General features: G+C 37.0%; 13 protein-coding genes. 5 read left to right on the top strand and 8 right to left on the bottom strand.

Annotated elements, in window-relative coordinates:
- Positions 1 to 130: 130 nt before the first annotated feature.
- The 5 genes from ACFVT8_RS20095 to ACFVT8_RS20075 form a co-directional block, all read right to left on the bottom strand.
- Complete coding sequence (locus ACFVT8_RS20095; RefSeq protein WP_387084875.1) at positions 131 to 886, bottom strand: amino acid ABC transporter ATP-binding protein; 756 nt, start codon at positions 884 to 886, stop codon at positions 131 to 133.
- A 13-nt stretch (positions 887 to 899) separates the two neighbouring features.
- On the bottom strand, positions 900 to 1,601 hold the full coding sequence (locus ACFVT8_RS20090) for an amino acid ABC transporter permease (RefSeq protein ID WP_370043935.1): 702 nt from the start codon (positions 1,599 to 1,601) through the stop codon (positions 900 to 902).
- Positions 1,602 to 1,613: 12 nt separating this feature from the next.
- Complete coding sequence (locus ACFVT8_RS20085) at positions 1,614 to 2,321, bottom strand: amino acid ABC transporter permease (RefSeq protein WP_387084872.1); 708 nt, start codon at positions 2,319 to 2,321, stop codon at positions 1,614 to 1,616.
- Positions 2,322 to 2,455: 134 nt separating this feature from the next.
- The gene (locus ACFVT8_RS20080) at positions 2,456 to 3,325 is read right to left on the bottom strand and encodes a transporter substrate-binding domain-containing protein (RefSeq protein ID WP_387084870.1); all 870 of its coding nucleotides are present in this window, start codon (positions 3,323 to 3,325) and stop codon (positions 2,456 to 2,458) included.
- Between the two features lie 13 nt (positions 3,326 to 3,338).
- The gene (locus ACFVT8_RS20075) at positions 3,339 to 4,502 is read right to left on the bottom strand and encodes an acyl-CoA dehydrogenase family protein (RefSeq protein ID WP_387084868.1); all 1,164 of its coding nucleotides are present in this window, start codon (positions 4,500 to 4,502) and stop codon (positions 3,339 to 3,341) included.
- Between the two features lie 270 nt (positions 4,503 to 4,772).
- Between ACFVT8_RS20075 and ACFVT8_RS20070 the strand changes: the two genes are divergently transcribed.
- Positions 4,773 to 5,519: a hypothetical protein gene (locus tag ACFVT8_RS20070; protein ID WP_387084866.1), complete on the top strand. Its 747-nt coding sequence runs from the start codon at positions 4,773 to 4,775 to the stop codon at positions 5,517 to 5,519.
- Between the two features lie 83 nt (positions 5,520 to 5,602).
- Here the strand turns inward: ACFVT8_RS20070 and ACFVT8_RS20065 are convergent, their stop codons facing one another.
- A complete protein-coding gene (locus ACFVT8_RS20065) occupies positions 5,603 to 5,977 on the bottom strand; it encodes a VOC family protein (protein ID WP_387084864.1) in 375 nt (124 codons plus the stop codon).
- A 349-nt stretch (positions 5,978 to 6,326) separates the two neighbouring features.
- On the opposite strand from ACFVT8_RS20065, the gene ACFVT8_RS20060 reads away from it, so the two are divergent.
- Positions 6,327 to 8,276, top strand: coding sequence for a methyl-accepting chemotaxis protein (locus ACFVT8_RS20060; RefSeq protein WP_387084862.1), 1,950 nt, complete (start codon positions 6,327 to 6,329; stop codon positions 8,274 to 8,276).
- 56 nt (positions 8,277 to 8,332) lie between these two features.
- Here ACFVT8_RS20060 and ACFVT8_RS20055 read toward each other — a convergent pair whose 3' ends face one another.
- Positions 8,333 to 8,752: a VOC family protein gene (locus ACFVT8_RS20055; protein ID WP_387084860.1), complete on the bottom strand. Its 420-nt coding sequence runs from the start codon at positions 8,750 to 8,752 to the stop codon at positions 8,333 to 8,335.
- A gap of 353 nt (positions 8,753 to 9,105) precedes the next feature.
- Here ACFVT8_RS20055 and guaC point away from each other — a divergent pair, with 353 nt between their 5' ends.
- The 3 genes from guaC to ACFVT8_RS20040 are packed head-to-tail and all read left to right on the top strand — an operon-like array spanning position 9,106 to position 12,436.
- Positions 9,106 to 10,089 (top strand): GMP reductase, encoded by a 984-nt coding sequence (gene guaC / locus ACFVT8_RS20050; protein WP_387084858.1) that lies wholly within the window; start codon positions 9,106 to 9,108, stop codon positions 10,087 to 10,089.
- Positions 10,090 to 10,124: 35 nt separating this feature from the next.
- Positions 10,125 to 10,640 carry a hypothetical protein gene (locus ACFVT8_RS20045; protein WP_387084856.1) on the top strand — a complete coding sequence of 172 codons (516 nt, stop codon included), beginning with the start codon at positions 10,125 to 10,127 and terminating at the stop codon, positions 10,638 to 10,640.
- A gap of 59 nt (positions 10,641 to 10,699) precedes the next feature.
- Entirely contained in the window at positions 10,700 to 12,436 is a 1,737-nt protein-coding gene (locus ACFVT8_RS20040) for a methyl-accepting chemotaxis protein (protein WP_387084854.1), read from the top strand.
- Between the two features lie 154 nt (positions 12,437 to 12,590).
- On the opposite strand, the gene ACFVT8_RS20035 is transcribed toward ACFVT8_RS20040, so the two are convergent.
- Positions 12,591 to 12,812 carry a phosphate-starvation-inducible protein PsiE gene (locus ACFVT8_RS20035; RefSeq protein ID WP_387084852.1) on the bottom strand — a complete coding sequence of 74 codons (222 nt, stop codon included), beginning with the start codon at positions 12,810 to 12,812 and terminating at the stop codon, positions 12,591 to 12,593.
- Positions 12,813 to 12,979: the final 167 nt, after the last annotated feature.

Genomic DNA, 12,979 nt, shown 5'->3' with positions numbered 1-12,979 from the left:
GCAGATTCTCTTCTTTTGTTCTATCAATTATGCCTCGGCATAATTGCGTCCGGATTCGGCTTTGTGTTTGCACAAAGAACTCCTTGCGGAATCCGTGACATCCGCCGGAGGCTTTAACTTCTGCAAGAAGTTAAATGTAGTACGTATAATCCTCTGGAATAACACGTTTTAAAAATTTCTTCGTGCGCTCTTCTTTCGGATTTACAAATATATCATGAGGACTTCCTTCTTCTACAACGACACCACCGTCCATAAAAATCACACGGTTTGCTACGTCTTTTGCAAAGCCCATTTCATGTGTGACCACAAGCATCGTTGTCCCTTCTGCTGCAATGTTCTTCATAACCTGAAGCACCTCTCCTACTAGTTCAGGGTCGAGTGCAGAAGTCGGCTCATCAAATAAAATAATATCAGGATTTAACGCTACTGCTCGTGCAATACCAACTCGCTGCTGCTGACCTCCAGACAATTGACTTGGATAGGCATCATATTTTTCTGATAAGCCTACTTTATCAAGCGCTTTTTTACCAATTTCAATCGCTTCTGCCTTCGGAATTTTACGTCCTATAATAAGCCCTTCTGTAACATTTTCTAGCGCTGTTTTATTCGTGAAAAGATTGTAGTTTTGGAATACAAAGGCTACTCGCTGACGAATCGAATGTACGTCCTTCTTTTTCACATTTTGAAAATCTACTTGGATATCGCCAAATGTCGCATGTCCTTGGTCCGCTTTCTCTAAAAAGTTAATGCAACGTAATAATGTTGTTTTTCCTGAGCCACTGGGACCTAAAATAACAACAACATCACCTTTATCAATAGCTAAATCGACACCCTTTAAAATTTCATTGTCACCAAATGATTTATGGATATTTTTAATTTCTAACATACTCGTTCACCCCTTAGGCTTTTGCCACTTTGAATTTACTTAAATGTTTTTCATATCGTTTAAAAATGTATTCAACCGTACTACATAAAATTAAGTACACAATGAAAATATCAATATATGCTTCTACGTAATTGTAGCCAACATTTGCGGCTACCTTAGCCTTTAATGTAATTTCAGGTAAAGACATTGCATAGCCTAAAGACGTCGCTTTAATGAGATTGACTGTAGCCGTACAAATATTTGGCATAGCTACTACTAAAGCCTGTGGAATAATAATACGGCGATAAGCTTGAAATGTTGATAAGCCTACTGCATGGGCAGCCTCTAACTGGCCCTTTTCAATCGTACTTAAAGCAGAACGAAATACCTCTATTAAAATTGCCGTCGTACTAAATGCGAAGACGATAAATGCATACCAAATCGGATTGATCTTATAAATATCATAGGCAATATTATATTTTTCAAAAATCATTTTAAGTAGTAATGGGATACTACTATAAATAATAAAGATTTGAATGATTATAGGTGTACCTCGGACAAAGGAGACATAAATTTTTGCTATATGATGGATTACTGGGATTTTATTAACCCGTGTTAGTGCTAGTAGAAAGCCGAGTGGTAGAGCAACAAGCATAGCAACAATTGTCACAAGGAGTGCGATAGGTACACCTGATAATGCAACAAAAAATGTTTCAACTAAAAATTGATAATTCATGGTTTCGCCTCCTTACGTTGTTTCTAATGTCTTTTTCCCCTTACCAAAGAACTTTTCTAGCATAGCGAAGAATTTTTCAATAATAATCGACAGCACCCAATAAACAATGGCTAAAGCAATATATATTTCTAATGCATGTGCATTAATATTACTTGCAATAATTAAATTTGCCTTTCCGACAATATCAATTAAGCCTATTGTATAAGCGAGCGCTCCTTCTTGTAATAAGGCGATCATTCCATTCCCAAAGTTCGGTAAAGCGATAACGAGTGCCTGTGGGAAAATAATACGTCGATAGGCCTGAAATGGCGTTAATCCCACACTAACAGCCGCTTCAAATTGCCCTTTATTAATGGCTAAATAGGCAGAACGAATAACCTCTGACATAATCGCCGCAAACTGTAAGGTGAATGTTACGACTACGAAAATGGCCGTATCAATTGAATGGAGATTTATGCCAAAGTTTTCCGCTAACGCTGGGACACCATAATATACGAGGAATAATAAGACGATAGATGGTGTACAGCGCATAATCGTAGTATATAAATTCGCCAATTTTCGCAGCAATGTTATTGAACTTAACTTGGCAGCCGCTAATAGTAAGCCAAATAATGTGCCTAGTACAATGGAAGACCCTGCAATTAAGAAGGTCACTTTTAAAAACGGCAATAATACAGGAATTGAGTTCCAAATGTATGATGCATCAAAATACTTCTCCATTTCTTCACCAACTTTTATTTAAATAAGTATTAATAAAGACTGCTGAGTATACTGACTCAACAGCCTTTCATTTAGTAGTAGCTGCTAGCACTTTCTCTTCTAAAGAGGAGTCTTCTTTGATCAGCTACCGCCTATTAGCGCTTCACAGAATCTAACACTTCAAATAAATCTCGACCGTAAAACTTAGTACTTAATTCATTTGTTTTCTTTTGCTCTTTAATTTTTGCTACAGCTTTATCGTAAGCATCTGCAAATTCTTGTTCCTTTTTATTGAACAACGGCCATGTTTTAATAACGGCAAATTCGTTGTAAACTACGTCATCCTTTAAATTATGATATGGGCCATCTTCTGCTAAAACTTGTTGTTTAAATGGACCTTCAATCATAATACCGCCATCGACGCGTTTTTCATTTACCCATTGCACGACATCGACAGTGAACGCATCTCCAGCCTGTAATTTCACTTGATTGTCTGGGTTGGCTTTATTGTATTCATCAATAATTGTGTATTGAGCATTATTCGCAGCGATTGGTGCTAATGAATAACCTTTTTTCGCAAAGTCAGCTAATGTTTTTACACCTTCATCTTCTTTACGTAATACTAAACCAGCACTACTTAAGCCTAAAAATTCTTTAGGGAAAATAAACTTTTCTGTACGTTCTTGCGTAAAGAAGGCATTTTTTATTCCTACTTGATATTTCCCTTGCTCAACACCAATTAGTAAATCATCACTAGTTGTCCCTACAAATTCAAACTTATATTCAGGTAACATCTCATCCACTAGCTTCATAACTTCCACATCGTAGCCTGTTGGGTTTCCGTTATCATCAATATAACTAATAGGCTTAGACGCCTGATCAAATGCAACCTTCACTGTACGTACTTTTACGCCATCTTCTGAGTCTTTATCTGAAGCTTCACCTGAATTACAGCCTGCTAAAATAGCAAGTGAAGCCAACCCGATTGCTGCTAGTTGGAAAATCTTTTTCTTTTGTTTAAACATATATCATTTCCCCTTATTCATGCGATTTTTGCTGTTCAATTGCGGCATTTGCCAATTTAATAATTGTCATATCATCCATTGGTGGATTATGAAGCCCTGCGCGAACATTTCGATAGTAGCGCTGCAATGGATTTGTTAATTGTAGACTTTTCGCACCAACTACACGCATTGCTTTATCGACGATTTCGATAGCTAAGTTTGTTACGGTATGCTTAGCAACAGCTATTTCATTTGCTAAAAGTTTACGTCTAGCCGGGTCATCATAAGCCTCGGCTACCCCATACAGTACAAAGCGTGCTTGATGTAACTTCAATTCAATATCGCCTAGAAGCTGCTGCACATTCGGTAATGTACTAATAGGAGCATTCAAGCTATTAGGTTGATGATGATTCGCAAAATGCAATGCATAATCACGAGCTGCCTGCGCAATACCTAAGTATGTTGCTGGTATATGTAGAATCCAACCATTTATCTTGCCACCACTTGGGTGACTCGGTAACTCTACTAAATGATTTGAAGGGACAACTACATCCTTTAAAACTAGGTCGTGGCTACTTGTGCCTCGCATTGCAGACATTTCCCAGTTTTCTTCAATGGAAAGCCCTTGAGCATCTTTATGAATAAGGAAGAAACCAATTTGATTTTTTTCCTCAATCCACGCTGATGTTAAAAAGTAATCAAGCACCGGTGAGGCTGTCGTAAAGATTTTGCGTCCGTTTAAGAGCCATCCTTCCTCTTTTGTAACAGCATTTGTTCCTGGTCGCCCTCCACGCGTTGGACTCCCAGTTGCCGCTTCACTTACAGCCCTATTTATAATGGCACCGTTCATTATTTCCCGGGCAAAAGAACTTAGCATATCGTCTGCCCATAGCTTTTCCTCATATAGTTCCCCAACAACCCCTAATGTCCATCCTAGTGAGAGTGAAGCATTCTCGTCATAGCTTGCTAACGTTTCTTGAACGAGTACCATATCATAGACTGATAATCCTTCACCGCCATATTCTTTCGGTAAAGTTAGTTTTGGATAACCAATTTGCAAAAGTAGTTTATGTGCTTCGAATGGAAAACGAGATTGTTCATCTACCTCCTTAGCTTCAACCTTGATTGGCTCAGAAATAGATGCTAGCTGATCTAGCCAATACTGCTGCTGCTTTGTTTTAATAAATAAATTTTTCAAGAAAATCTCCTTCTTCCTAAAATGTATAAAACATATATATTTACTAAGAATTAATGTTGTAAAAAGATCTCTACCTACTTTTTAGTAGAGAGATGATGATTGGTACTGAATTTTCTGATTCGTTGACATTTATGATACTTTTCGCATTTAAAAATGTCAATGGGTTAATTACAAGTTTTTTTATAAGTTTTATATTCATTACTAACACGCCTTCTTTTCACCTAGCCATGTTTATAGCATATGCTAAAACTAAAGAAAGAGGTGCATGGTATGACTAATAATATGAATCCATCTTTGAATAATATGGCTATTTCACCTATGACCCCTCAGGTTATTCAAACGAAATTTGGAGATATTAATGGAGATGGCTTACTTGAAACTGTTCTTCTGATGGGGACTAAAACTCCAGATAGCCCTTTGTGGAAAAACCTAACGCTTGCTATTTTTTACGGACAATCGCACCAATTCGAAAAAATAATGTTAAAACAAAGCGTCGGCTACAACCCAACAATATTTTTAGGTGACTTTACCGGCAATCATCAAGAAGATATTTTAGCCATTTCTGACACAGGAGGTAGTGGAGGTATTATTAACGGTGAAATATTTGCCTCAATAAACGGCAAAATACGCTCAATTTTTGATGCAGAATCGTTTAATAATAAACTAAAGTACAGTGTTAATTATCAAAATCAATATAAAGTAGCCGTTCGAAGTATGAATCCAAAAAAGCAATATATCATCGATTTACAATACAAGGGTCCGGATTATTTAGCGGAAATTTATAATCCAGACGGTACACTAAAGCAGCCTATTGAAGGATGGGTGGATCCAATCAGCGGATTATATCCAGTAGACTATGAACGTGATGGAATATATGAGATTTTAGCTTATCAGGCTATAGCGGGAAGATTTCATGCCGATGGATTAGGTTATGTAGAAAATATTTTGAAATGGGATGGCCATGAATTTAAAGTTGACCGTCAAACTGTAGGGATTTTTGGAGAAGATTTAAAGTAAATTGAAAAATCTGCCCGATTTTCGCATAGAACAATCGAAATCGGACAGATTCGAATTTGCTTTTAATACTGATAGGAAAAGGTTTATTTCTCTACTAATGCAAAATAATTATTTTCGTGATCAGCGAAATTAAAAACCCTACCCATTGGCATCATTACTAAATCTCCTACTTTAACGCCTTTTGCTTGAAAATCCTGATATAAATTTTCTATATGATCGGCATAAAACATAATAGAAGGTGTTCCTAAATTTAACTCCGGCTGCATTTTTGCAATGATTTCTTTATTGTGAAGAACAAAGGTAGTTTGAGCTTCTTTAGTTGGAGCAATTTCAATCCAGCGTACTCCGTCCTCTTCCTGGTCAGCAACTACTACAAATCCAACTTTCTCTGTCCAAAACTTCACGGCAGTATCCTGATCATTTACATATAACATTACCTGTCCAATTTGTTGAATCATGAAATAATTCCCTCCTCTTTTGAGCATTAGTATACATCAAAAGGTAGCTTTGTATGTCATCTAATGGTTATTGTTTTTGGAGAATTTCAACGTATTAGTTGTTGATATCTACAATTAATGAACAGTTATTACAAAATACTTAACTTTTATTTTATTTTTGATAAAATGAGCCTAGTCGTCTATTATTTGCCTTAATCGGTAAAGTATATACTTTTCACCATACATAGGGTGTCAATTATCCGATGAACCTCTTAGGACAATAGGAGGTTGGTCTTGAGGGTGTTATTACATCCTATCTTCGGTGATAGGACAAAGTATCAAATACTAAATTATAGTGAGGATAATTCAAGTGAAACAACTAAGTTTAAGGAAAAAGCTCATTTTTTCATTTTTAGCAATGCTTCTCATCCCAACACTGTTAATTGGAATTGTGTCTTACCAAAGTACTGGAAAGCAAATTTCAGCAGAACAACAAGCAAGTGCAACTGAAAGCGTGCGCATGCTTAATACGAATATTACTAACACGATTGAGCCAAAAGTGAAGGACATTCAATATTTTTCAAAAAAGCTCAATCAATCTTATTTACAAGAAGGTAAAATTACAGAACTTAAATCTCTTTTCCACGAATACATGAACATGCATCCAGAGGTAGAATTAATTTATATCGGAACCTCTGATGGTAGACTACTGGATGAGCCTGCTCAAAAATACCCTAGTGGGTTTGACCCTCGTACGAGACCTTGGTATAAGCAAGCTTTAGATAACAAAAACCAAATATCTATTACAGCTCCATACATTACACAGTCTACAGGTGATATCGTTCTTACGATTACTCAGGCTTTACCAGATGGCTCTGGAGTAATAGGGTTAGATTTAAATATCTCTACACTTAGTACTATCACGAATGATATACACATTGGAGAAACTGGCTTTGCTTCGCTTTTAGATAGTAATAAAATTTATATTGCCCAACCAGATAAAGAAAGCGGTGCTGAAGCAACAGAAAGCTATATTACTAAAATCTATGAACAAGATAGTGGTAGCATTATAGAAAAAGATCGTCAGCTACAATTTGTTACAAATAAGCTAACAGGTTGGAAAGTTGTTGGCACAATGTTTACAGCCGAGGCTGCAAAAGCTGCTGCTTCAACCTTTAATATCAACTTAATAATCATTGCTATTTCTATTATTGTTGGCATTATTTTTATGCTATTCATGATAAAATCGATCGTTAATCCAATCAATCGACTTAAACAAAGCGCTATAAAAATTAGCGATGGTGATTTAACAGCGTTTATTGACATTCATTCTAAAGACGAGATTGGACAGCTCGGAGAAGCCTTTATAGCAATGAAGGTTAACTTAAAAAATCTTATTCGTAACGTTGATCAAAGTTCCCAACACGTACAGACTTCCGCGCATGGATTATCAGCGAACGCCGATCAAAATATAGCAGCTTCAGAACAAGTTACTAACGCTATGCAACAAGTTGCTATCAGTACAGAAAAACAAACAACTGGCATTGACCAAAATGCTGGTTCTATTGAGGAAATCGCAAAAGGAGTCGTCGAGGTCGCTGATAGCTCTATGCAGGTTTCAGATTTATCTAGCCATGCTATAAAATTGGCCGAAGAGGGTGGCCAAGCAGTTGAACAAACTGTTAATCAAATGATCTCTATTCATGAATCTGTGACACAATCAGATACGATGATTAAATCACTTTATGATCGAACAAAAGAAATCGGTTCTATTTTAGAAATTATTAGTGCTATTTCAGATCAAACAAATCTGCTTGCCCTTAATGCTGCTATTGAGGCAGCGAGAGCTGGAGAGCACGGAAAAGGCTTTGCAGTAGTTGCCGATGAAGTGCGAAAGTTAGCAGAGCAATCCCATCAATCAGCAGAGCAAATTTCTGCACTGATTACTGGTATTCAACAAGATACGGCTAAATCTGTTCAAACAATGATTAAGGCTTCAGCTGATGTCCAGGATGGTTTACAGCTAACAGAAGATACAAGTAAAAAATTCGCAAACATTATTAAGAGTCTACACGATATTGCTCCCAAAATGGAGGATATATCCGCATCCGCTCAGGAGATGTCAGCAGTAGTCGAAGAAGTTTCTGCAACTGCTATCGAGTTAACTGATCATGCTAAATTAAATGCAGCAGCGTCAGAGGAAGTTGCCGCTTCAACTGAACAAACATTAAACTCGATGCAGGAAATGGCTACAGCCGCAAAAGTACTTCTCGATATGGCTGATGAATTACAAAGCTATGTGAATCGTTTTAAATACTAAAAAGAAAAGCACGATGTTAATGGAGATTTTCCAAACATCGTGCTTCAATATTATCTTTATTTATTTTCCTCATAACTAAACTGCCATTCGATACCGAATTTATCAGTAAGGGAGCCATAACATTTACTCCAAAACGTTTCTTGAAGCTCCATTTTAACCTCGCCACCGTCTTTAAGGCCGTCAAAAGCTTTTCGCATCTGGGCCTCGTCGTCTGAGACTACAGCTAAAGTAATATTGTTTCCAATCGTGAATGGGTTACCTGGGAATGTATCAGAGAACATTACAGTGCTGCCAAAAATCGAAAGTCGCGTATGCATCACAAGATCTTTTGCTTCCTCCGGTAATTGATAACTTGGATTTTGTGGTGAATCTCCAAATGTCATAATTTCAGGCTTTTCCGTATTAAAAACTTTCTCATAAAAAGATACGGCCTCTCGACAATTTCCATTTAAAATTAAGTAAACCTCTACTGCCATTTCCAACACTCCCTTTGTCATTTTCGAAACAATTCTATTTTACATGGATAACAAATAATAATACAAATCTTAGATAAACCGATCAAAAATTACTTTTCCTCTTTTATTAATAATAGCTTATTTCTCCATAGAGTTTGCTAGATTTTAGCTTTTATCTTTTTAACAATAGCTAAATCCTATGTTTTGGAAAAATGGTATATCTTTATATTTCGCTTAATTCCTGTTCTTTCCTGCTATTTTTTTATTTATTTGGATAAAAGCTTTGACATTTACTCAAAAATAATGTAAATTACCAAATGACGAACGATTTAAATCAAAACTTAAAAAATATTCGTATTTTAGGAGTGTTTATAATGGATAACGTATTTGACTATGAGGATATTCAACTAATTCCCGCAAAATGTATTGTAGAAAGTCGCTCAGAATGTGATACTTCTGTAACTTTAGGCGGTCGTACATTCAAACTTCCTGTAGTACCGGCAAACATGCAAACAATTATCGACGAAAGTCTTGCTGTGAAACTTGCTGAAAACGGTTACTTTTATATCATGCACCGTTTTAAGCCTGAGACACGTATCGATTTCATCAAAGATCTACAAGGCCGTGGATTAATCGCATCAATTAGCGTTGGTGTAAAAGATGAAGAATACACATTTATTGAAGAATTAGCAGCTGCAAATTTAGTACCTGATTTTATTACAATAGATATTGCACATGGTCATTCAAATGCTGTCATTCGTATGATTCAACATATTAAAAAATACTTACCAAATAGCTTTGTTATTGCTGGTAATGTGGGTACACCTGAGGCAGTACGTGAACTTGAGAACGCTGGTGCCGATGCAACAAAAGTCGGTATTGGGCCAGGTAAAGTATGTATTACTAAAATCAAAACTGGTTTTGGTACAGGTGGTTGGCAACTAGCTGCACTACGTTGGTGTGCAAAAGCTGCAACGAAGCCAATTATCGCTGATGGTGGTATTCGAACACATGGTGATATTGCAAAATCTGTTCGCTTTGGTGCTTCAATGGTGATGATTGGTTCATTATTTGCAGGCCATGAAGAGTCACCTGGCAATACAATCGAAGTCGACGGCAAAACTGTGAAGGAATATTTCGGATCTGCTTCTGAATTCCAAAAAGGCGAACGTAAAAATGTTGAAGGTAAAAAGATGTATGTTGAACATAAAGGCAGCATCAAAGATACTTTAATCGAAATGCAGCAAGACCTTCAATCATCTATTTCCTATGCAGGTGGCAATAAACTAGATGCCATTCGAAATGTAGATTATGTAATTGTAAAAAACTCTATTTTTAATGGAGATAAAGTATATTAAAAACTAGTGAAACCCAAACAAGAATGGAGAAATTCTTGTTTGGGTCTTATTTAATTGATTCCGTTTTTCCACATGCAATTTGGGTGTTATGTAGGATCGAGAGGATCGAATATTGGCGGTTCGTGGAGCAATTCTTTGGGGTACCCGAGCAGTTTCGACTCTTACCCGATCAAATTCGGCTCTCACCCGATCACTTCTTCATCCTACCCGATCAAATTCGGCTCTCACTCGATCACTTCTTCATCCTACCCGATCAAATTCGACTCTCACCTGATCACTTCTTCATCCTACCCGATCAAATTTGGCTCTCACCCGATCACTTCTTCACGCTACCCGATCAAGTTCGGCTCTCACCCGATCACTTCTTCACGCTACCCGATCAAATTCGGCTCTTACCCGATCACTTCTTCATGCTTTCCGAGCAGGTTCACTCTTCTCCAATCGGCGTATCCCCACCTCTAACCAACTACAACCAAGCCATTCAACAATCTGGACATATTTCCTATTTATTTTCAGAATTTTCTATTTTATTAGAAAACTTTATATTATAATTAAACTATTAATAAGTTTACAATACTTTTGTAAGCAAGAAAGAACGGAGGTTTTGCCTATGATCAAATCATCAGTCCGCAACAAACTTGTCCTTCTAGCTATTATTGTCATTTTGATTCCAACAGCACTGGTCGGAACAGTCAATTACTTTTTGGCAAAAAATGAAATTGATGAGGTCGGTCGACAAAGTCTTAGAAACGGTACATTAGGCATTATTGAATTAATTGCTCAATTGGATGAGGAGGTTCAACAGGGGAAACTTACGCTAGAAGAAGCCCAGGAACGCGCCCGAACACAGATAGTTGGGCATAAACTTAAAGATAATAAAAGATCCATTGATAACCCAGTTAAATACGGTGAAAACTTCTACTTTTATGCATTTAAAGATGACGGAACAGTGGAAACTCACCCATCCCTTGAAGGACAAAATATCTCCGACTTACAAACCAGTGACGGTCGTTATTTTGTACGCGAAATGATCGATGAAGCAAATGCAGACGGTGGATATGTCCGATATGATTGGGCGTTACCGTCAAACCCTGATGTTGTAGCTCCTAAAATTACCTATGTAGCCAAGGACAAGCATTGGGGATGGATTATAGCTGCTGGTACCTATGAAATGGATTTTAATGCAGGCACTAAAAAGGTCCTTTACTACTCACTCGCTATGACTGCTTTTGCAACAATCATTGGTGTAACACTATATTGGTTCTTCTCAGGTAAGATGACTTCATACATACGCCGAATTATGGTGATGACTTCAGATATTGCAAAAGGAAAATTAACTGGTGAAGACATTCCGATTACGACAAAAGATGAATTAGGGGTACTCGCTAGCAATGTAAATAATATGAAACATAGCTTACATGAAATGGTTCATAATACGAAAGAAAGTGCTACTCAAATGAGAATTTCTTCAGAAATGCTTAGCGCCATTACAGAAGAAACGACAGCTTCAGCGGATGAAATTCACCAAGCTATTACAGAAATATCTAAAGGAGCCGTTATTCAAGCTGAAGAAGCTGAAATGGCGAGTAGTATGGTTGAAAAATTGTCGTCACTCATCTCAAATGCAACTGAAAAATACGAAGATATTACTGAAAATATGAATGCTATTCATATATCTCAGGAAAATGGTAGACAAAAAGTAGAAGTATTACAGCAAAACTCGAATGAATTTACGAATGTAATCGAAGAGCTGAGAACAAATTTCTCAAGTTTAACCGGCCAAATGGAAGAAATTCATCATGTTGTACAAACAATCACGTCCATTTCTGAACAGACTAATCTTCTAGCTTTAAATGCAAGTATTGAAGCCGCACGTGCAGGAGAACATGGGAAAGGCTTTGCTGTAGTAGCAGAAGAAGTACGTAATCTATCGGAGGATACAAATGAAGCTACTAGCCGTGTGAGGAACTTATTAAAGCGTATCGAAATAGATGCTGCCAATTCAGATTCAAAGATGATGCACACGCTCCAGCTCTCGCAGGGACAGGCTATTTCAATTAACGAAGTAAAACATGCATTTACTATATTAGCAGATTCTATACAAGATATTACAGAGCACCTTGTTTCCCTCGATCAAGGTATGCATGAAATGGATGAAAATCGTTTAATCGTTATTAATGCCATTAATGAAATAGCTAGCGTGGCGACACAATCAGCAGCAGCCACTGAACAAATTAATGCTTCGATTGATGAACAAAAATCGGCAGTAACATCTATTATGCATTCCTCGGTAGAGCTACATACAGAAGCAGAGCGCATGCATGATTTAGTCGATCGTTTTACGTGATGTCCTCTTTACCAAAAATTTAAGATCCCTTATAAAATAGTTTACAGCCAATTATAAGGGATCTTTATATTTTTATAAGTATGAATGTATTCAATATGTACCTTTTCAATAAAAGAAAAAATGCTACCAATTAAGCGTAGCATTTCCCTTAAAATTATAGCTTGTTAATAACAGCGTGGATTGTTTCTTTTAATTCTGCATCATGATCAGAAAGGTCTACAAGGTTTGCAACACGCTCACGTAATACTGGACGTTCAATTACAAGCTTTTCATCAAGAACTTGTACTAGTAACTCGATAATAAGACGATCACGTACGTTTAATGCTTCCTCTAAACGCTCCGGTGTAATTTTCCCTGTTTTTGCTGCTTTAGCCATTTTAAAAACCCCTTTTGAATTTTATATTCATGCACATCTATTTTAGCATACAGCTAATTTATTTTGAAAACTTTCTTTCGCGAATATATAGGCCCATCACCATAACGTGTGGTTGATTTCCGTTCCGACTGGGCGCTTTGTAGCTGTCGCTTCGCTTTCGCACTGAA

Origin of the sequence: Lysinibacillus sp. NPDC058147 (assembly GCF_042884205.1) — a bacterium.
GTDB lineage: Bacteria > Bacillota > Bacilli > Bacillales_A > Planococcaceae > Lysinibacillus.
This window is presented reverse-complemented; position numbering and strand designations above follow the sequence as displayed.